Source organism: Lewinella sp. W8 (assembly GCF_004375085.3).
Classification (GTDB): domain Bacteria; phylum Bacteroidota; class Bacteroidia; order Chitinophagales; family Saprospiraceae; genus Neolewinella.
Map to the genome: position 1 here is coordinate 29745 of NZ_SNAQ03000019.1, position 18431 is coordinate 48175.

Below are 18431 nucleotides of genomic sequence, written 5' to 3' on the forward strand. Positions count from 1 at the left end.
CACCGCAAGGCAAGGTTATGGATTTTCAGGTTCAGTCTTCCGCTCAGGAACAGGCTTGGGCCTATCTTTTCGATAAGACTACCCGGTCTATTGGCTTCGGTGGTGGTGGCGGTGGAGGAAAGTCTTTCAACGGTGCCGCCTGGGTGTGGATGATGTGCAACCGTTATCCCGGGGTTCGGTACTTCTTCGGCCGTAAGGAGTTAAAGCGACTGAAGCAATCTACCCTGGTCAGCTATTACGAGTTTTGCGACGCCTACGGGGTGCCGGAATTCCAGCGGGGCCGGTTCAATGAGAACAGCAGTACGATATTTTTCCAGAACGGTTCCGAAATCGTTTTGCTTGACCTGAAGTACAAACCCTCCGATCCGCTCGGGGGCTCCTTCGGTTCACTACTCTTTACCGGGGGATTCATCGACGAAAGCTATGAAATCCCCTACACCTACATTGAAGTCCTTTACTCCCGTATTGGCCGATGGAAGAATGAGGAGTACCAGATCACACCCAAAATCCTGGAGGCATCCAACCCGGATAAAGGGCATTTTTACAAACGATTTTATGTCCCTTTCCGGGAAGGCAAGGAAACGAAGGACGCCAAGTTTGTCCCGGCCCTGGCAATCGACCGGCTCAAGAGGCCTAAGTATTTCCGCAAGTTCCGCAAGCTCCACTCCTCCGACATAAACACCGGGGCGGGCATCTACGTCGAAAACCTCCTCCGGCTGGGTAAGCAGATGCAGGAGCGGCTTTTGTGGGGAAACTTCGAGTACGACGACGACCCCCTCGCGTTGATCGAGTACGACGACATTCAGAGCTTTTTCGACTCCCGCCATTTGGTCCCTGCCGGTCAGCGGTATTTGACGGCAGACGTCGCACTCCGCGGCTCCGACCTTTTCGTAATTACTGTATGGGAGGGCTCCGTCGTGATCCATCTGGAGTTCATGGAGAAGTCCGGGGGCCGGGAAGTTCTGGATAAGATCAAGGAGCTACAACGCCGCTTCAAGGTGAAGGAGCGAAACATCACTTACGATTCCGACGGCGTCGGCGGGTTTGTCGGGGGGAAAGGCGGCTTCCTTCCGCACTCCCGCCCGTTTGTGAACGGCGGCTCCCCTATGAAGTACAAAGGTCAGGTCGAAAACTACCAAAACCTGAAAACGCAATGCCTTTACCACTTTGCCCAGGAAGTGACCGACGGGACAATCGGCTTTGCTGCGGACATATCCCCGGGCACCCGGGAACTGATTGAAGAGGAAATGCAGCAAATCAAAAGGTTGTCCCTCGATGAAGAAGGGCGACTCCGCCTCAAGCGAAAGGACGACATACGAAGAGACATTGGCCGGTCTCCTGACTTTACCGACGCCCTGGCAATGAGAATGGTTTTCAAATTTATCGGCCGCAAAAAACTGGAATACGCATGACCATCGAAGAAGCAAAGGAGGAAATCCGGTTGGCAATCTTGGAGGAGGACACCTTCAAGCACCTGGATACCGTCCGCGAAATGTCTGTGTGGCTTAATCGAATGGTATCCGGTAAGGATCAGGAAGATTGGGTCCGCAATGTTCGCCCCGACGAAACCGACCGGGAGAAGGAGCACCGAATCCGGGTTTACAAGCCGGTCACGAAGTCCTGCATCAATCCCGTCCGTTCTTTCTACCGGAAGATTTACCGCGTGGACGGCATCCGGTCAGTAATTGGTGAGGAGGAAGAGGAGGCAGTCCGGGAAGCCATTGACAACTTCCACGGCGGAGAGTCCCTTTTCGAGTACATCAAGAAGCGGCAACCGATTATGGAGTTTTCCGACCCCAACGGGTATTTGGTAGTTGGTGTTGACGTTGAACGGGACGCTGTGGCCGTCCGGGGAATGTCTGTCTTCCCTATCGAAGTGCCAAGCTCCGAGATTGTCCGCAAGCAGGAAGTCAACGGTCTTACCCAATGGATCATCCGGGCCCAAGTCCTGAGCCGGGAAGAAGACAGGGAGGTAAAGGTCTTCACGCTGTACGGCCCCGGCATTGTCCTGGTTTACGAGGAAATGGAAGAGGGGCAAGTCCCCGAAGAAGGGCAAGAGATTGACTTCGTCGACGGTGAAAACTCAGAGACCTACATCGTGACGGCCGTTGAAAACAATCTGGTCACGGAATTTCCCGGCATCCGCTGGGGGGCATACCTCCATGAGTCTGGTGAGTATTGCGTCTCCGCCATTGATCCGGCCTCCGACACCCTGGACGAACTGGTCTACAAAAAAGCCATTTACGACGTGGCCTTTGACAACCACGTCCGCCCCCACCGTTACGAGTACGACGATCCGTGCGATTACGAAAGTGAAAAAGGAAGCTGTCAAGGACGAGGTTATCTGAACCCCTACGAGGTCAAGAACCGGGAACACAAGCACATTTGTCCGGAGTGTAAGGGGACAGGATCAAAGAAGCGGACCGAGTCCAATGTTACCAAATTGGTAATGCCTGACTACGACGCCGCGGGCGAAATCTTCCCGCTGGAGAAACTGTATCATTACGAAATGCCTGACCTGGATACCGTCCGGGAGATCAAAGGTGAAATTGAGGACTTGAAGCGGTCTATCCCTGTTTCCATCTTCTCCGCCCAGGCAGAGAATACCCCGGTTGTCTCAAAGACAGCAACAGAGAACTTGATCGAGGCCGACCAGATCAACAACCGGGTTTTCCCGGTAGCTCAACAAGCCTCCCGGATATGGGTGAAGGTGGTCCGGATTACGGGGATGTATATGAACCGGGAAGTAGAACCGAGCCATTCCTTCCCCGAAAACCTGAAGCTCGAAAGCCTTTCTCAGCTTATCGCCCGCCTTGCATCCGCCAAGGACGCCGGGGCCACCCAAGAGGCAATCTTCGCCTTTCAATGCGAGATCACGGAGAAGACACACGCCGGGAACATGGCCTCCGTTGAAAATATGAAGGCCTTTGAGCGGCATCGACCTTGGCGGTCACTCCCCGAGGGCATGATCGAGGCAATTCGCAGAGAGCGGGGCCCGGAGGACTACGACCGGAAGCTCCTGGAGAACTTCGACACGGTCAAAACCGAAATCCTGGAAGAGCGGCCCAACTTCTACGAGATTGATTTTGCCCAGCAAAAGCGATTGATCCGGGCCAAGCTCGACCAACTAGAAATTATCCGGGCGACTGATTCAGAACCACAACAACCATTTACCGATGAACTGGAAGAAGGCGAGGAGGGCGAGAGCCGCACTAATCCGGAGGCTGGACCGCCAACTCGCGGAGGAAGTCCTCAAGGCGGAGAAGTCCCTCAACCTGCGGCTGGGGTCTCAACTGGCGGGGCTGAAGGTGGACAGTAGCGGCAACCTACGGCCGACGGCTGGGAACGTTGCTTTTGCCAATGCCCTAAACCAGCTATTCGACGAATTCACACGGGAGCAACGATCTTCCGGAGTGGTGAGGTTCATTGTGGACGCCGTGAAGAAGGTACTCGGGGCAAATCGCCGGTACTTCAACCAAGTACGGAAGGGCGGGCCACACGAAGAAGCCGCCAACCGGGTATTGGCTGGGCTTGGGTATGTTCGGGGGAAGATCAAAAAGGGATCGTGGCTCGACGAGGTTAGCCGGATGAATTCCGTCCGCTCGGCCTTGCTCAGCCGGATTCAGTCCGCGATCATCGGTGCTGCCTCCTTTGCCCTCCTCCTAGAAGGTCTCAAAGAAATGTTTTCCCGGGGACTCCTCCGCCGGTTCTTTCAGCGGAACGCCAGCGAGGTTTTTGTCCGCTCAGACCGGGCAACGCAGAACTACTACTCCCGCCGGCTCGGGCTTATTCACGCCCTTTACGCGGGAACGATCAAGAACAACACCCGGGCTTTCTGTCGGGCTCGGGTTCAGGGAGTCTATACCCGGGACGAAATCACCAAATGGCAGGATCAGGAGTGGCAAGGGAAGATCCCCGGTGCCGACGTGAAAGTCGTACTCGGGGGCTACAACTGCCGCCACCACCTTAGCTGGATCACTCCGGAGATTGCTGAAGCCCTTGGTCCGATCAACACTTACCGCGAATGACCACCTTCGAAGACACATACCAATTCTTTGTTGTGGTTGGCAACAATGAACGCCGGGTGAACCCCCTGGCGGCGGATATTGTCTTCGACGACGTGCCCGACGGCAAGGTTGACTACCGCCGGGAGCTAAACACGAACCTCACCTTTGTCGAAGAGGACTTCCAGTTCTTTTGGGCGGCGTATCAGTCCGTTGGGATTTGCTCTCGCCATGAACTGCGGATTTACCACGAATCCGTCCTCCGCTTCGAGTGCATCCTCGCAGCAAGTTCAGCCAATTGGACTTCCCGGGACGGTGCCGTCACCTTTACCCCGATCAACGTAGAAGACAACGATTGTCTGGAGGAGAACCTACGGACGGAAAAGAACATTTTCAACTTCCCGGCATTAGGCCCGCTCCGGGTGCTTATTGGGGAGCCTTCCCAGGTCGTTACGTGTACCCGGACCACGTCCGGCAATTTCCCTGAGTCACTTATCCACCTTGCTTCCGATCCCCCAACGGGATGCCTCCCGGATAATATTGGGTGGACAGTTACCCGCCGGACGCTGGATAAGACCGTCGAGACGGACATTTTCGGACAAACTACGGTAACGGTCGTAGATACGGCAGAATTCCAGCGGGAAGAGTTCACTTCCAACCTCCAGCCTCCCGGGGAGGGATGGGTCCAGCTCGGGGGCGGTCTGTGGGCCCGCCAACTGTTCACCGGGGCGGTGCAAGATAGCCGGGTAGATATTTCCGTTGGCAATCCCTACACCTACCAGGAGCAACGAGTCTTCAGCATCTTCGGCCAGGACGAAGCGAACCTCCCGGACAACGGGGTTTTACTGGTGGACATTTTGGAAGGGCTTGTGGCCGACTGCGGGCTCGACATAGTCAGCAACTTTCTCGGGATCAATCCGGCTCCGCCCTACGTCAACAATACGGCTTACCGGGCGGCGAAGAATTACAAAGAGGTGGTGATCTTCCAGAAGACCGATATTCTCCTCGCTGACGCCGCCGAAAACGCCACCAAAGGGGAAATCAGCCTGGAAGACTTCTTCGAATTCCTGGAGGGGCTGCAAATTTATCGCAGGGTCCGGGGCAATACCCTTCGCCTGGAGCACATAAGCTGGTTTGAGGTCAACGGTCTGGACGTCTCCGCACACCCGGACATTGAAGACTGCACCGACTTTACCAACAACCCTGAAGACTTCCCCCGCCGGGAGGAGTTCGAATGGATGGATCAGCAACGAGACCTCGACTTCGACGGGGTTCCGATTGTGTACGATCGTTATTGCGCCACCGGCGATCCTCGCCCGATCAAGGTCTCCAAGGTCAGCACGAACATAGCCGATATGCAAGCCAACCCCGACCGCTACGCGAATCAGGGTTTTGCCGCGGTTGCCACCACCATCTACCAGGGCGAACGGTACATCCTCCAAGGGCCCCCGATCAATGGGCCGACAGCACTCCTCAACGCCCCCTTTGCGTGGTCCGTCATTCAACGCGACCTGTACCAGAACAACCGGCCGCTGCCCGAGGGCACCATGAACAATCAGTTCACGGAATTCGAAACGGTGGAGCCCTACAAAGAACAGGAGCCGTTGGTCCTGTCCATGACCATCCCGGAATACTTTGCATTTGATCCCAGCCGCCGGGTAAACTCGCAGCTTGGTTGGGGCAAGGTCTCGAAGTGTTCTTTCTCTTCATTTGCGGCCCGCCTGTCGCTCAACCTGAAGCACGATGAATAACCCTATCAACCCGTTTACTTCAATGCCCCTCTTCGAGCGTCCGGAGGAGCAAAGCAGATACCGGAACTTCGGTCAGGCTCTCGCGTGTCCGGTAAATGAAATTCCGTCCCTTCAGGCGACGTTCCCGGCTCCTATGGCGGCAACGATTAAGGGCTTCCTGATGAAAGACGACGGCCGGGTCGTGCTCTTCCTGGAGTCCGGTTACTTCAACTTCATCAATTTGGGGGCGACTTATCAGGTGACGTTTGGCGGGCAAAACTTCCCCCAGGCAGAACCGGGCTTTTATCAGTTCGTGTTGAACCTGGACGGGAAGAATTACTACTCCGATTGGTTTGAGCTTGTGGAATCCCCGGACGCGGCCAACATTCAGTTTACCATGAACGGGGCGGCTATCCAGGCGACCGCCTTCCTCTCCGCCGGAGTCTCTTCTCAGTCATGGGAAGCGTTCAACCCCACAACGGAGACTTGGGACTTGGTCAGCAGTTCAGCCAGCTACACCGTGAACACCGGCACCTACTCGCAAGACGTAGTCCCCTTGCGATACCGGGCCGTCTCCCCCGTCTACACGCACCAGCGGTTTGTCAATTACTTCCAGATGGGCGGGACACCCTACTTTGCCGAAGTCCCGGGAAGTGCCGCACCCCCTCCCTCTTCCGACCTGTATCGGATAGAATACTGGAGCAACGACAATCGATTCGGAGTCACCTTCTCGACCGGCTTCCGGCAGAAACTCCTACTCCGGGGAACCTTCGGGGCCCCGCAGATTGACCGCTCCGAAGTGGTGGACCAAACGAAGAAAGGCGAAATCCGGCAGCGGGCAAGCGTCGTGAAGCCCCGGCAGCAACTAGTTTGCGTAGGCCTTCCAGATCACTACGTCCCCGTCCTCGAGGTTATCAGGGACCACGATCACGTACTGATTACCCGGATAGTCGACGGGATTCAATTCTCAGTCTCAGAAGTGGAGTTCGACCACTCCGAAGGCGGCGATCCGCTTACCGTCAACGGAACCCTTTCGTTCGTCAATAACATTTTCGTCAAACCAGGACAGCCGAAGCAATGACAATGAAAGAAAGGGCCGCACAACTCCGCAAGGCCAGGGCGGAAATGAGAAAAACTTTGGTTGACGATGCTATCGCCTCCGGCTTCAACCTTTCCGCCTTGGTGAAGGCGAGAGTTCAACGCCGCGGGGAAGATTACCAGGGCAAGGACTTCCCGCCATACACCGACGATTACGCAGAGCGTGGCCGGCGGGACTTGGGCTACCAGGATGAATACTTCGACTTTACCCGCACCGGGGAGGCCTGGAAGTCCGTCGGGGTGTTCGTCAAGGCCAAAGACGACGACAGCGTCACGGTATCTATCCGGTCTGACTCCCCTTCCAATCAGGTGAAGTTTGCTGGGGCTGTCCGCAAGCGGGGGAACATTCTCAGGTCTTCGGAGCAAGAGCGGTCCCTCGTTCTCAAAGATTTCGCTAACCGGCGTCGTGAACGCTTCCAAAAGCTGATGAATGAACAGTAGCTTATTGATAACCAAGATTATCACCTACGAGGAAGACCCCGACAAGGAAAGGCAAGCAGAACTGTGCGACACGGTTCCCGACCGGGAAGACCAAATGGTCGACTGCGTGATTGATTTAGCCGAAGTCTCCGCCGCTTATCGATGCCGGGTCAAATACGGCGGCTCCCTGATAAACGGAACTTCCGTCTACCTCAAAAACGGGGAGTGCTTCAGCGTCCTTGCACAATTCCCGGAAGTCTTAAAATTATTGAAGAATGATAGAATTGGCATTATCAGCCGCAGCCCAAAGAATAACTGAAATCCCTTGGGTGGAGCGATACGGCGGCATTTCCCGCCCGGTTAAAATCCCGTTGCAAGGGGCTCAGGATGTTCCGATTTATCGGACCTACCCTATCCGGCAAGGCATATCCGATTCAGAGTGCTACCAGCAAAACGGCTACCTGGAGCTTGTCCCCGACGAACGCTACCTGAACCTTACCTACATGGAGGTCTTGCGGCCCATGGCTGAAGTCACCGGGCAGACCTACGGGAATTTCCAGTTCCGTGGCCGAGTCCGGTTGGTGTTTTGGCTCAACCTCCCGAAGATGGGCGTCCACATTGATAACATCGTCGGTTACGCTGGAATCGCTGCCCGGGACATTATCGCCGCCCTGAGCGGAGACGGTCCAGACAATGCCGGTGGCCGGTATATGTACTCCAATTTCTCGGTATTGACTTCGGATATGTCCGTTTTCTCCCGCTACGACTACGGGCCGGACGCGGACGCCCTGATGTTGTACCCCTTCGACTTCGGGGCCGTTGACTTCGACGTCGATTACCTATTCTCTCAAAACTGCGTCTCCCCGCTTGCCGTGGGAGCCCCGATAGAATGTGTCCAGGAATGGAAGTTCTCAGCACCCACCTAACCGAAGCCCTGGTCTTCGCTTCGGCTGCTTACGCCTACTCCCAGGTGGTTGAGCCGGACGAATTACTCGGGTTTTGGGGAAAGATCATCAACAAGATCGTTCACGGTCACGAACACCCGCCGGACCCTGACGATTTACCACCCTTTCGGTGGATCATTTACAAGTACACATTTTGCCCGTTTTGCATTGCGGGAGCTACTAGCTTGCTTTATGCCCTTTGGCATTTCTTCTTCTTCGGATCAGTTGAGGAAATCGCAGTAGTTCCCCTGGCAATGACGGCCGTAAGAATTATTGAAGGATGGACAACGTAAAACCAAACGAGTTCTCCCCGCTGAGGGAGGCAAAGCCGCTCCCCGAGGGAGACACATTCACCGCCAACGGAAATACCTACCGTTGGATTCCAGTCGACAAAATCGGTATTTCCCGGTGGTCGATCATTGCCAACCTCCTGGACTTACTTTACTCAGGGTTTGATTCTTTCGAGTCTATCCGGCAATACATGGTGGAGACCCAAAAAGAAATCATGCCCATGCCGGACCCGGAGGTCAAGCTCTATGTCTTCCGGCGGCTGCAAACCTACCTCGACAACATCGTCCGGAAGAGCCAGGACCGCTACCACCTGAGCCTACACATTTGCACCCTTATTTGTCTCAAGGAAGGCGACGACATACGGGACTACGACCAAGACCGGGCAAACGCCTACATTTCCGATTGGGCTGCTGAAGGATATTCCCATGTGTCTTTTTTCGCCATAGCCGGAGGATTGTCGGAAGAGTTTGCGACAGACTTCCGGCAGACCCAAAAAAGACTACTGGAAGAGGAAAAGACTCTCCGGGCCGCTACCGCTGGGAAATAAAGAACGTCGACGGAGTAGGCAAGCCCGTTGCCGTGGATCAATGGGTGGAACGTCGGCAAAACGTCCTGAGAAGTATCGAGATAGTGGCCGGCTTCACCAACTTCACGTCTACCGAAGCCATGGACCTTCCGGTATGGGACTTTTACGCGCTGCTCTTCGAGGCTCAGGACAGGGCCGCAAAAGCAAAACAAAAGACGAAGTCAACCAAAAGGTAGCAGTTCCGCGTTTCAGGGTAAACAAATCCTTAGTAATGCGATTCCTTGCCCTTGCTTTCCTCCTCTCTCTCGCCTTTTCCTGCTCCTCTCCCGCTCCTGAAGCTCCAGACGTCCGAACGGAATTTCTCCTCGCCAATGCGGAGATTTACAAGACCTTCGACGCCATGGAGTCCGGGGAGCTTTCCGAAGCCCAGGGAAGTGCCAAGCTCCGAGAACTTTCCTCCAAAATAGACCAAATGGCCCGGGAGTTCTCCGGAGTCGATACCATCCTCGAAAAGTGGTCCGGGCAATACCTCTTGATGGAAGAGAACCGATACCGGATTAACGCGGCCAGGAAGAATAAATAATAAAGCAAATTAGCGGAACCCAGGGCCAAATAGTGCCGGGGTAATTGAAGTCCAATGCTATTGTAGAAAATAGCGACGCGGCAAGCAAACCGCCATGGGCTTTCTGGAGTTTATCTTTCATTTTTTTTGCTGTTTGTGAACCGTCAAGGATTGCTTGACAGTTGGAATAAATATGCGACTGCGGCAGCACGTCAGCTCCCCGTAAGCGTAAGGGAGAAACTGCTATGCTTGCTCAGGCCGTTCGTGTCAACTGTGCCACCGCAGCGCATAATTTTGGACCGTCAAACGTGGTCCTTGCAAGATAAATACTCTTCTTCGGTGACTTCGATTGCTGAGTGAAGGACGAAGTTGTGAAAATCCGGATCGTCCTCGCCTTCTTTCTGAATCTTCAGCCAGTAATCCGCGGGGGACAAATCGGTGAAGTCATTCCAAATATCCCTTGCCCCACTTGCTTTGTTTATCGCTGAATAAGTGATAAAGTAGTATTTCTTCATTGCGTTCGATTATCCAGGTTATTTGAAGAAGTTTCTTCCAGGTCAACCCCTCTTTTTTTGGCTGTTCCCTTTATGTACTCCGCCAACTCAAAATTCTCTTTTTTCACGGCGTCGTCAAGATGGAATTTCAAGAAATGATTTGGCGTTCGATCAACCGCCCCTTTATACCATTCCAGGTTTTGAAGATACTCTTCGTGAGTTTCTTCCGGGAGGTTATTTAGCCAATCATTTATTAACCGAGCGTACACGTTAAATTGTTTATCGGAAGTTAGATCAACCCCTTTTGAGCGGCCTCTTCCCAGGTTTCCGTGTCGGAAGATAGCCGGATGAAGATTGCGAAAAGTTTGACGAGTTCTTCTTCTTTTCTTGACGCCTTATGGTCCAAGGCTATGAGCCCATGCCTCGCCGCATTTACAATAGTGACGAAGCAGTCTAACCCCGGATCAAAGTCTTCGTGTGCTTTCGCTACGACTTCAGCCAGGATTGCAGCCTGAGACACGCCCCGGGACTTTGCCATGTCCACAATCTTCGCGTGGGTCTCCGGCGGGAGCCGGTAGGTTTGCTGTTTCTTGCTCATGGTGTTATTAGTTTGTTTCGACGGTCCAATCGCCCTGGTAATCTAATTCACCGTGGCCACTACTGACCCGAAAGCCGTTGTTTACAATATACTCCGCATCTTCACAGAGCACTAATACTGCCCCTTGCGGGATGTTCAGGATTTTAGCCAGTTCCCGCACCGTGATAAGTTCGGTCTTTTGGCGGTCCTTTACGAGATTTTTGAGGCAGCGGACCTTCCGCTTCCACGTTTCGAGGGGCATTGCTTTGACGTATGTGTATCCGTCGATTGGCTTGCTCAGGTTCTCCATCCACACCCCGGGAAGGAAGGCCTCTTCAGGCCAGGAATGATTTTTGGTTGCCGTGATCCATGGCAAGTCATTGACTATCCCCTCCCTCCAGAAAACAGCCACAGGGCAATTGAATAGACAATGCCACCGCAATATGACACGGTCTTTGGGCGGTTCGCTATAATTCCAGTTCATAACTATTTCTTTTTGAGTGATTCCACAATTAGCAAAGAAAGCATTTCAGGGGAGACCTCTTCCCCGGGGGTGACGTCGTGGGCCCGCAGAACCTTGCGCGTGAACGACCATTTGGCGCGAAATCCGTTGTGGTTGAGGTCCGTGTACACTATCTCCTTTTGAGGGGCGCAGCCGGAAAGGAGGAAGGCAATAACGATACACCATATCGCGGAAACTATCACAGCCTGAAAAATTGATCCTGCGATAAATCCTTTGCGGAGACCGACTTCTTCTCCGTGGTCATAAGCCCGTTGCTCGTTGTCGTTGTAGTATTCGTCGTAGTCCAGTAAATCATTCATCGTTGGTTTCTTTATCCGCCGGGGCGGGGCGGTTATTTAAACTCAGGCTCGCACATGGCTTCCGATACGTTAAGGCCGTAAAAAGGGTACGACCCTAAAACCCGAACGGTAACTTTTTCCAGCTTGTAACAATGGCGCTTTTTTGAATATTCGGCCTTTCGGTTGAACCGATCCAACATGAAGCCCGCACACTCAAAAAGGTCTACATCTTCACCTTCTTCTGCGTAGTTGTGCTTCATTAGGTCTGCCTTGGAGTAAAATTCTTCTCCATATTCGCCGCCATTTGTGGCATAGTATAGTTTGTATTTTGTAGGCATCACTTATTCTTTATCCCCTTGCGGGGTATTAATGTTGTGCTTTTCCAGTACCTCTCCGAGTTCTAAAGCGAACCAAGGCCCTTCAGTCCCAGGCGGGCACCAATCAGGGTTCGGAGTCTTGATCTTAATTGCTTTCAACTGGATAACGAACCAAGGACGGTGCCAGCCATATCCGTTTATAAACGTGACCGTCTTCTTCTTGAATCGGTTGTAATCCTTGCCGGGGATTACTGTAAATCCCAGCAAATCTCTTCCGGTGAATCGCTTGATGTACCGCTGATTTAGGGCCCGATATTCATCCTTTTTGATCCCGGCCAAAATCATATCAAAAAACTCTTTTTTGATCGGCAGGAAGATGGTGTCATTCATTGGGCTATTCCTTTACGCTGTTTTGCCAAAAGAAGTAAGCCCGCATCTTCAGATAACAGGTGTCCGTGCTTACGACGCGATTGTCGGCAGCGGTGTAAACCTCCCATTTGCCACGCATTAAGACCAGCTTCCCATTGTTTAAAGCCCCTATCCGGTACGGAGTCTGAGAAAGATCGTAGTCGCAATGCGACTTCACTTTCGACCTGGAGTAGATTTTGTCCGAAAATGAATTGACGTAGAAGAAGTGATCCGCTGCGAGGTATAATCCTACAAAGATTAAGGCAGCGACCAGGAAGTTTTTTATAGTCTCCATGGTGTTTTCAGTTTTGAGGGGTGTAGGGCTCTTTCTTTTGTCCGGTCAAGTCAGACATAGATATATCATCCAGAGCTAGAGACACCAAAAGGTTCCGGCCGCGCTCTATCCCCTCGTTGTAGATTTTGTCATACTGCTCCCGAACAGCCTTATCAATGGATGGCTGTATTTCGGCTTCTCTTTGCTCAAGGGACTTGATTTTGTCTCGGATGTTGAAGGCAAAATCCCGGACAGCGTAATACACTTTTCCCGGAACGACAAACCAATCATCAGAGGTAAGGGCCGATCCATTAAAGTCTTTTTCGTGGCGAATACTTTTAGCGTTCGGATTGTGTACAGACCTGAAAAGCGAACGCACAAATCGGTCCAATTCGTCGTTGTGGAAGAAGTACCAAGTCATACGAAACGAAACGTATTCCATAGCCTCGACAACCTGGACGGATTTACCCTTTTCCATCGTTTTCATGCAATCAGGACAAAGAAGGTTTTTTCTCCGTCTTGGGGCTTCTGCCCCCAACCTGTTGCAGCCTTGGCATGGTTCCTTGCCGCTATACATTCCACGCATAATTATTGTTTCTCAGGGTTATCGCTATTGGTTTTGTCCAGGTCGACGGCAATTAGTCCGCGTTCCTTGGCTAACTCTCGGGCTCCATTGTGGGCGTGAAAAGACGTGATGTAGACGCCTTCGTCTGTCCATTTGCCACCTTCGAATACTTCCAGGAGGAAGCCGCCGGGATATTCACCGACCACGTACTCCAGGCGTTTGTTGGTGCTCTTCTTGGTGTAGCAAGCAGCGGAGCAAGTGCCAGTTGCTAAGACCGCCGATTCTTTGCCGTAGGCTCGGGCAACTTGTTTGGGGTCGAAATCTTCTTTGCAGTAGTTACAGGTCATTATTTTTCATTTTGAGGGCGGAGCTTTCGCCCCGCCCGTTGTTTTGCTGAGTCTTAGGCCCACAGTTTTTTAGCGGTCTCCAGCTTCTTCGCCATTTCCTTTTTGTGATTGTTGGCATACGTTAGGGAAAAGCTATGTCGGCGTTCACGCTTCGGGGTAGCCTTGATCCTGGCGTGTTCCTTTTCGGCCTCCTCCAGTTTGTAGGCGAAATACTCCAGGCTCTCAGGCATCGACAAATCAATCTTATCGGTAAGGCTTTCCCAATACTCTGCCCGGGAAGCGTACTCTTCGGCTTGCTTGGTGTATTCGACAGACTTCGCCATGCGTTTGTGATTCCGCTCGATCAAAGCACGGTGGCGTTTTTCTGAGTGGTGTCCTACTTTGATCGGTTCGGCCAACACCAGGAAGTCCGCTCCCTCCTGAGCCGCCTTCCAACGTTCAGTTGATTTGGCGTTGGCATTGCCGGCGGCGTTGTTCAGTCGTTCAGCCTTTCGGCGGGCGCGTTCCCGCGAATCGAATCCGTCGGCCCGGGTGATGGAATAGAGGAATTTGTCGTCTCTCGTTTTGCCCAGGAAGTTGTGGACGATGCACTCGTTTTCTTTGCCGTACTTGGTCGTGACGATGATCTCTTCGCCTTTTTCGTGTTGCTCTTCACAAAGAGCAACGAAGACGTTAGGACAGTATTTTTTGTAAGTATTCATTGCTAAGGATTGATTGATTTAGTTAGGGCATGATCTTCACCATGTCCATATTGTAGTTGCTCAGGTTGTCTTTGGCCCAGGCTTCGCCTTCCTCCAGGGAACCGAAATACTTCCGGACTTCGCGGAAGTCGTGATCTTTGGAAAGGTAGTCGACGTAAGCCTTGGGCTCGTAAGTCCAAACGACTTCAAAATCTTCGTTCGTTATTGTTACGCCTTGGATATTTGCTTCCGCGAATCTCTTGCCGTCTTCTTTGAGAAGATGAAGTTGTCCTTCGTTCGCTCCTCTCCAGAAGTCGGGAGTTCCGCCAATGTTCTTTAGGTATCTCAGGTGATCGCCAAGCGAACCTTGGTCAAATTCCTTTCCAGATAGAAAAAGTAGGTAGTCCATTGCTAAGGATTGATTTTGTGATTAAATGGGCCCCATGCAGAATCCGTCTTCATCGTATGCTTCGATGATAGACTTGCCTTTTTCGTTGGAACGGACCTTGTAGCTCCAGGCCTCTTCGGGACTATCTTCATACGCTAACTTTTCGTCCGCGTTGATTTGGTCGGCTACCGCTTTAGCGGCCTCGGGGGTGGGGTAAACAGTATGTCGGTGCATGATTTTTATTTTTATTGATTGCATTTGTTTGCTTTCGCCTTTGCGAGTCTTTCGACCTGTTTTGCGTTCCATACCTGAGCAGACTTCCATGTAGGGTAAGCGGTTACACATCTTTCGTGCCCAAATTCGTTGTAAACACCAGTAAGACAGGCGTGGGGGTGCCAGCTTTTAAAGTCTTCGGGACCAACCTCTTTGCGGCGAACGTGGTGGGTTGTGCGAAAGCCTGTTAATACGTCTCGATCCTCCAGATAGTAGGTCTTGCGAAAGCCTCCTCCACACGTCAGGTACAAATTGTTTGCATCTAAAAGGGATTGAGTTTTTTTGCTGAGTTTCATTGCTAAGGGGATTGATTGATTAAAGGCCTACCAGTTACAGACCAAATTTTGGTTTCTCAATCCTGGTCTGTAATCGCCAAAACTAAAAACCTGCCTAGTCGGTCCATTGTAAAATGCTTGCGTATATACGCGGGAGTGGTACATAACCTTTCCTTCCTCGAAGCAGAAAAATTCCACTTCAGTCATTTGGGCGGAAAAGTCTTGCGACCATTTTTGCCACCAGTTTTCGAATGACTTCCTAGAAAGATAGTCGGAGCACATTTGCTCTCCACCTTGTTTCCATTTGAGCACATATCCATTTGCCAACATAGCGTGTCTTATTTGATTGCCTTACAAATGTAGGGCTAAATTCTATTTTATGCAATCTTTTCGGAATGTTTTTAGAATTTTAGAAATCTATTTTACTTTTCTGTGACAATTGCTTGTTGACCAAAAGACTGTATTCCAGCGGTTTATTGCGGATAAATTGCGGAATGATTATTGAAGAGGTAGTAAAATTTGTCACGGACAATACGGGGCTGGCTTCGTCTGCGGATGAACTGGACAGGGTCAATAATTTGTTAGACGGGGTTCGGGATAAGGCTACGAAAGCGTTCGACGAAGCTCGGGGGGCAATTCGTTCCTACAATGAAGAGGCGAAAAAGAACGTCAGAGAAACGGCAAGGGCGGAAACTCAGGCGAAAAGGTGGAACAGGTCTTTGCAGGGGGTGAAGGCGTCTATTGCGGATCAGGTGAAGAGCTTCAGGATATTAGGCGTGGAGGTCGGCCAATACCAGGAGGCAATTTCTTTGGCGCGTTCCGGATCGGCCTCGTTTCGTCAGGGACTCACCCAGGCGGGCGTTGCTGCGGGGAATGTCCGCAAGGTCATGCTTGCCCTCAACTTGTCGTTGGGGCTTATCGGTGTGGCTATCGTTGCGGTTGTTGCTGCCCTTTCCATCTTCATTGCTGCCTCCCGTCGGTCTCAGCGGATCGCGGACGCCTTCGCGGACGCTGGAGCCGCCCTTAGTGCCACCCTAGACGTTTTGCTCGACCGGGTTGCGGCTGTCGGGGAGGCGTTGTTTGATTTTGTTCGCGGGAAAGCCGGGGTTATCACTACCCTGGAGCGGTTCGGAGAAGCCACGTCAGGAGTTACTGCCGAAATCGTGAAGGAAGCCCAGGCAGCGGCACAATTGGCCCGGGAGCTTAGGGCCGTTGATCGTCAGCTTCGAGACCTGGAAGTCACGCAGGCCGCCTACTCTACCCGGCTCAGGGAATTGGAGCGAATCGCTGGGGATGGAACGAAAGGGGTCCGCAATCAAATTGCCGCAGAGCGGGAGCGGGCCGACATTGTTATAGGCGGACTCGAAGAGGAAATCCGGCTGAGGCGTCAAGGGGTGGCCGCAGCATTGAACGGGACGACCGAAGTGACGGAAAGCACCTTGGCGCAGATAGACGCCATTAAGCAATTCGGGGTTGGGCTCAACGCGACCTTTGCCAACACCCGGGCAACCGACGCCACCCGGGAGGAGGTAGCGGAGCTTGTCAAGGAATTGATCGACCTGGAGGACGCTTTGGCCGCAGAGCAATTCGCCAACGAGGACAACATCCGGGGCATCCGGAAAGCCGCCTTTGAGGAGTACAAGAAGCAACAGGAGGAGGCCCTTCGCCTGGAGCAAGCGGTCAACGAAGCCCGGGAAAACGTACTGGAGCAACTTCGGGAAGCTCAGGAAGGAGACTTCACCGGCGAACAGGCAATTGAGCGGGACCGGAGACTCGCAGCCGTCCGGATCAACGAACTGGAAAAGGTCACGCGGGAGGTATTCAAGCAAGCCGGTGAGCAATTCAATTTGGAAGAGGCCTTTATCAACTTGCGCCTGGAGGCGGAAGCCAAAGCCAACCGGGAATTACAGAAGCTCCGCTTTGAGGAGCAGCAGGACGCTATTGACGCGGCCCGGGAGCGGGCGGAGGCCGAAATCGATTTGCTCACTATCTCCGGAGACGAAGAGCTTTCCCTCGCGGAATTCAAGGCGCAACAGCGGGCGCAACTCCAGCGGGATTCTCTCCGGGAGCTTCGCAAGATCACGGAGGAAGAGTTCGGCCCGGACAGCCTGGAAGTGCTCCGGATCGACTTGCAAATCCAGGATGCAGAGCAAGCCGCTACCGACGCCGTGATCGGGGGAGCGGAACGCCGCCGGCAAGAACTGATTGAGTCCAACGACTTACAGCGGCAACTTGCCAACGCCCGGATTGACCTACTCGAAGAAAGCGGAGAAAAGGAATTGTCCTTGGAGCAATTCAAGGCCCGGGAGAAATTGGGCATTGAGCGGGACTTCCTGGAAAAGAAGCTCGAAATCCTTGCTAGTGACCCGGCAGCAGACAGCGCACAACTCGAATTACTCCGCCTTCAGATTCAGCAACTCGACCAGCAGATCGAAGCCATTGGAGATACCGACCTTTCCCCGCTAGAAAGGATCAAGCAAGGGATCATCAATGCACTCAACATTGACGAGCAAACCCTCAAACTTTTAGGGCAGCAGATCAGCGGGATTTTCAACAATGTGGCCGAAGGAATTGCGGCAAATATTGACCGACAAATAGCGGAGTACGACCGGCTACTCGAAGAACTGGAGGATCAAATTTCAGAGACCGAGGGCCTACTCGAAGAACAACTACAACGCCGGGAGGAGGGCTTTTCCAACAATGTGGAGGTATACGAAGAGCAATTGGCTCAAGAGACCGCCGCCCGGGACAAAGCACTCAAAGAACGGGCAGAGCTTGAGAAGAGGGCCGCACGTCAGCAGTTGATCGTTGACGCGGCAACCCAGGCAAGTGCCCTCGCCGTGGCTGCGTCCCAATTGATTGCAGCGGAGGCAAGCAAAGGTCTTATCGGTATCGTGATCGCTGCCGGGGCCCTGGCTACCGCTTTCAGCCTGTTCACCAGATACAAGGCAGCGGCAGCGGCAGCGACCGCCGACATTCCCACCTTTGAGAAAGGCTTTAATCTGGAGTACGGCTACCAGGAAGGACCAAGCCACCGCCAGGGAGGTATCAAATTAAAGGATCAGTTTGACCGATGGTATGAAATCCAGGGCGGAGAATTCGTGACCAACGTGGACAGCACCCGGAAGTATCAGCCCGCATTGGAGGCAATGAATACCGGGGCCATGGACAACATGACGGACCTTGAGGCCTTGCGTCTTCTCGGGCGGGACACGTCCGTACCCCAAGTCTCTTCCGTGACGGCCGGGAAGTCAAGCTCCCGGGACTACGGGCAGCTTGAGGAAATCGTCAGCAAGAACGTCGGAAAGGTCGTTGACGCCGTCGGAGCCAACACTTCAGAACAGGTGCTCCCGGACGGCCGGATCGTGCGGAGGACTGAGACGAAAACGCGGCGGACAACTACAATTATTTCGACTTTTTACTAAAAGACTTTATTCCTATTATTCTGGAATTTAGC

25 protein-coding genes are annotated in these 18431 nt (G+C 53.0%); 13 read left to right on the forward strand and 12 right to left on the reverse strand.

The annotated features are described in order from the left end of the window. Nucleotides 1–17 precede the first annotated feature (17 nt). From E1J53_RS18705 to E1J53_RS18755, 11 genes are all read left to right on the forward strand, one after another. Complete coding sequence (locus E1J53_RS18705; protein WP_134274256.1) at nt 18–1412, forward strand: hypothetical protein; 1395 nt, start codon at nt 18–20, stop codon at nt 1410–1412. Next, nucleotides 1409–3319: a hypothetical protein gene (locus E1J53_RS18710; RefSeq protein ID WP_134274255.1), complete on the forward strand. Its 1911-nt coding sequence runs from the start codon at nt 1409–1411 to the stop codon at nt 3317–3319. The genes E1J53_RS18705 and E1J53_RS18710 overlap by 4 nt, the downstream gene beginning before the upstream one ends. A gap of 118 nt (nt 3320–3437) precedes the next feature. Further along, a complete protein-coding gene (locus E1J53_RS18715) occupies nt 3438–4028 on the forward strand; it encodes a hypothetical protein (RefSeq protein WP_145913044.1) in 591 nt (196 codons plus the stop codon). Then, nucleotides 4025–5755, forward strand: coding sequence for a hypothetical protein (locus tag E1J53_RS18720; RefSeq protein WP_134274254.1), 1731 nt, complete (start codon nt 4025–4027; stop codon nt 5753–5755). Before E1J53_RS18715 ends, E1J53_RS18720 begins: the two co-directional genes overlap by 4 nt. Before the next feature lie 133 nt (nt 5756–5888). After that, nucleotides 5889–6815: a hypothetical protein gene (locus E1J53_RS18725; RefSeq protein ID WP_134274253.1), complete on the forward strand. Its 927-nt coding sequence runs from the start codon at nt 5889–5891 to the stop codon at nt 6813–6815. Between the two features lie 44 nt (nt 6816–6859). Further along, nucleotides 6860–7273, forward strand: coding sequence for a hypothetical protein (locus tag E1J53_RS18730; RefSeq protein ID WP_145913045.1), 414 nt, complete (start codon nt 6860–6862; stop codon nt 7271–7273). A 4-nt stretch (nt 7274–7277) separates the two neighbouring features. Further along, nucleotides 7278–7571, forward strand: coding sequence for a hypothetical protein (locus E1J53_RS18735; RefSeq protein ID WP_145913046.1), 294 nt, complete (start codon nt 7278–7280; stop codon nt 7569–7571). 10 nt (nt 7572–7581) lie between these two features. Continuing rightward, nucleotides 7582–8178 carry a hypothetical protein gene (locus E1J53_RS18740; protein WP_134274250.1) on the forward strand — a complete coding sequence of 199 codons (597 nt, stop codon included), beginning with the start codon at nt 7582–7584 and terminating at the stop codon, nt 8176–8178. After that, nucleotides 8154–8489, forward strand: a complete 336-nt coding sequence (locus E1J53_RS18745) for a hypothetical protein (protein WP_134274249.1) — start codon at nt 8154–8156, stop codon at nt 8487–8489. Before E1J53_RS18740 ends, E1J53_RS18745 begins: the two co-directional genes overlap by 25 nt. Further along, complete coding sequence (locus E1J53_RS18750) at nt 8477–9034, forward strand: hypothetical protein (RefSeq protein WP_134274248.1); 558 nt, start codon at nt 8477–8479, stop codon at nt 9032–9034. The genes E1J53_RS18745 and E1J53_RS18750 overlap by 13 nt, the downstream gene beginning before the upstream one ends. A gap of 250 nt (nt 9035–9284) precedes the next feature. After that, nucleotides 9285–9596, forward strand: coding sequence for a hypothetical protein (locus tag E1J53_RS18755; protein WP_134274247.1), 312 nt, complete (start codon nt 9285–9287; stop codon nt 9594–9596). Between the two features lie 281 nt (nt 9597–9877). On the opposite strand, the gene E1J53_RS18760 is transcribed toward E1J53_RS18755, so the two are convergent. Beyond that, a complete protein-coding gene (locus E1J53_RS18760; protein ID WP_134274246.1) occupies nt 9878–10090 on the reverse strand; it encodes a hypothetical protein in 213 nt (70 codons plus the stop codon). A gap of 22 nt (nt 10091–10112) precedes the next feature. Between E1J53_RS18760 and E1J53_RS18765 the strand changes: the two genes are divergently transcribed. Beyond that, nucleotides 10113–10343, forward strand: a complete 231-nt coding sequence (locus tag E1J53_RS18765; protein WP_134274245.1) for a hypothetical protein — start codon at nt 10113–10115, stop codon at nt 10341–10343. Nucleotides 10344–10358: 15 nt separating this feature from the next. On the opposite strand, the gene E1J53_RS18770 is transcribed toward E1J53_RS18765, so the two are convergent. The 11 genes from E1J53_RS18770 to E1J53_RS18820 form a co-directional block, all read right to left on the reverse strand. After that, a complete protein-coding gene (locus E1J53_RS18770) occupies nt 10359–10667 on the reverse strand; it encodes a hypothetical protein (RefSeq protein ID WP_134274244.1) in 309 nt (102 codons plus the stop codon). Between the two features lie 7 nt (nt 10668–10674). After that, complete coding sequence (locus E1J53_RS18775; RefSeq protein ID WP_134274243.1) at nt 10675–11130, reverse strand: hypothetical protein; 456 nt, start codon at nt 11128–11130, stop codon at nt 10675–10677. 2 nt (nt 11131–11132) lie between these two features. Then, the gene (locus E1J53_RS18780; RefSeq protein ID WP_134274242.1) at nt 11133–11468 is read right to left on the reverse strand and encodes a hypothetical protein; all 336 of its coding nucleotides are present in this window, start codon (nt 11466–11468) and stop codon (nt 11133–11135) included. A gap of 32 nt (nt 11469–11500) precedes the next feature. Then, nucleotides 11501–11785 (reverse strand): hypothetical protein, encoded by a 285-nt coding sequence (locus tag E1J53_RS18785; RefSeq protein ID WP_134274241.1) that lies wholly within the window; start codon nt 11783–11785, stop codon nt 11501–11503. Nucleotides 11786–11788: 3 nt separating this feature from the next. Further along, nucleotides 11789–12154, reverse strand: a complete 366-nt coding sequence (locus E1J53_RS18790; RefSeq protein WP_134274240.1) for an ASCH domain-containing protein — start codon at nt 12152–12154, stop codon at nt 11789–11791. A gap of 320 nt (nt 12155–12474) precedes the next feature. Next, entirely contained in the window at nt 12475–12933 is a 459-nt protein-coding gene (locus E1J53_RS18795; protein WP_134274239.1) for a hypothetical protein, read from the reverse strand. Nucleotides 12934–13034: 101 nt separating this feature from the next. Continuing rightward, on the reverse strand, nt 13035–13358 hold the full coding sequence (locus tag E1J53_RS18800; RefSeq protein WP_134274238.1) for a hypothetical protein: 324 nt from the start codon (nt 13356–13358) through the stop codon (nt 13035–13037). 53 nt (nt 13359–13411) lie between these two features. Beyond that, a complete protein-coding gene (locus E1J53_RS18805; RefSeq protein ID WP_134274237.1) occupies nt 13412–14059 on the reverse strand; it encodes a DUF3560 domain-containing protein in 648 nt (215 codons plus the stop codon). Nucleotides 14060–14081: 22 nt separating this feature from the next. Then, a complete protein-coding gene (locus tag E1J53_RS18810) occupies nt 14082–14447 on the reverse strand; it encodes a hypothetical protein (protein ID WP_134274236.1) in 366 nt (121 codons plus the stop codon). Between the two features lie 21 nt (nt 14448–14468). Then, the gene (locus E1J53_RS18815) at nt 14469–14660 is read right to left on the reverse strand and encodes a hypothetical protein (RefSeq protein ID WP_134274235.1); all 192 of its coding nucleotides are present in this window, start codon (nt 14658–14660) and stop codon (nt 14469–14471) included. Between the two features lie 11 nt (nt 14661–14671). Further along, nucleotides 14672–14995, reverse strand: a complete 324-nt coding sequence (locus tag E1J53_RS18820; protein ID WP_134274234.1) for a hypothetical protein — start codon at nt 14993–14995, stop codon at nt 14672–14674. Nucleotides 14996–15468: 473 nt separating this feature from the next. Between E1J53_RS18820 and E1J53_RS18825 the strand changes: the two genes are divergently transcribed. Further along, on the forward strand, nt 15469–18399 hold the full coding sequence (locus E1J53_RS18825) for a hypothetical protein (protein ID WP_134274233.1): 2931 nt from the start codon (nt 15469–15471) through the stop codon (nt 18397–18399). Nucleotides 18400–18431 lie beyond the last annotated feature (32 nt).

Excerpts from the sequence above, each read along its gene's own strand:
- E1J53_RS18805 (WP_134274237.1), bottom strand. The coding sequence starts at position 14,059 with ATGAATACTTACAAAAAATACTGTCCTAACGTCTTCGTTGCTCTTTGT.
- E1J53_RS18795 (WP_134274239.1), bottom strand. The coding sequence starts at position 12,933 with ATGAAAACGATGGAAAAGGGTAAATCCGTCCAGGTTGTCGAGGCTATG.
- E1J53_RS18780 (WP_134274242.1), bottom strand. The coding sequence starts at position 11,468 with ATGAATGATTTACTGGACTACGACGAATACTACAACGACAACGAGCAA.
- E1J53_RS18775 (WP_134274243.1), bottom strand. The coding sequence starts at position 11,130 with ATGAACTGGAATTATAGCGAACCGCCCAAAGACCGTGTCATATTGCGG.
- E1J53_RS18825 (WP_134274233.1), top strand. The coding sequence starts at position 15,469 with ATGATTATTGAAGAGGTAGTAAAATTTGTCACGGACAATACGGGGCTG.
- E1J53_RS18810 (WP_134274236.1), bottom strand. The coding sequence starts at position 14,447 with ATGGACTACCTACTTTTTCTATCTGGAAAGGAATTTGACCAAGGTTCG.
- E1J53_RS18745 (WP_134274249.1), top strand. The coding sequence starts at position 8,154 with ATGGAAGTTCTCAGCACCCACCTAACCGAAGCCCTGGTCTTCGCTTCG.
- E1J53_RS18785 (WP_134274241.1), bottom strand. The coding sequence starts at position 11,785 with ATGCCTACAAAATACAAACTATACTATGCCACAAATGGCGGCGAATAT.
- E1J53_RS18760 (WP_134274246.1), bottom strand. The coding sequence starts at position 10,090 with ATGAAGAAATACTACTTTATCACTTATTCAGCGATAAACAAAGCAAGT.
- E1J53_RS18705 (WP_134274256.1), top strand. The coding sequence starts at position 18 with ATGGATTTTCAGGTTCAGTCTTCCGCTCAGGAACAGGCTTGGGCCTAT.
- E1J53_RS18730 (WP_145913045.1), top strand. The coding sequence starts at position 6,860 with ATGAGAAAAACTTTGGTTGACGATGCTATCGCCTCCGGCTTCAACCTT.
- E1J53_RS18750 (WP_134274248.1), top strand. The coding sequence starts at position 8,477 with ATGGACAACGTAAAACCAAACGAGTTCTCCCCGCTGAGGGAGGCAAAG.
- E1J53_RS18725 (WP_134274253.1), top strand. The coding sequence starts at position 5,889 with ATGGCGGCAACGATTAAGGGCTTCCTGATGAAAGACGACGGCCGGGTC.
- E1J53_RS18800 (WP_134274238.1), bottom strand. The coding sequence starts at position 13,358 with ATGACCTGTAACTACTGCAAAGAAGATTTCGACCCCAAACAAGTTGCC.
- E1J53_RS18770 (WP_134274244.1), bottom strand. The coding sequence starts at position 10,667 with ATGAGCAAGAAACAGCAAACCTACCGGCTCCCGCCGGAGACCCACGCG.
- E1J53_RS18790 (WP_134274240.1), bottom strand. The coding sequence starts at position 12,154 with ATGAATGACACCATCTTCCTGCCGATCAAAAAAGAGTTTTTTGATATG.
- E1J53_RS18710 (WP_134274255.1), top strand. The coding sequence starts at position 1,409 with ATGACCATCGAAGAAGCAAAGGAGGAAATCCGGTTGGCAATCTTGGAG.
- E1J53_RS18720 (WP_134274254.1), top strand. The coding sequence starts at position 4,025 with ATGACCACCTTCGAAGACACATACCAATTCTTTGTTGTGGTTGGCAAC.
- E1J53_RS18755 (WP_134274247.1), top strand. The coding sequence starts at position 9,285 with ATGCGATTCCTTGCCCTTGCTTTCCTCCTCTCTCTCGCCTTTTCCTGC.
- E1J53_RS18820 (WP_134274234.1), bottom strand. The coding sequence starts at position 14,995 with ATGAAACTCAGCAAAAAAACTCAATCCCTTTTAGATGCAAACAATTTG.
- E1J53_RS18815 (WP_134274235.1), bottom strand. The coding sequence starts at position 14,660 with ATGCACCGACATACTGTTTACCCCACCCCCGAGGCCGCTAAAGCGGTA.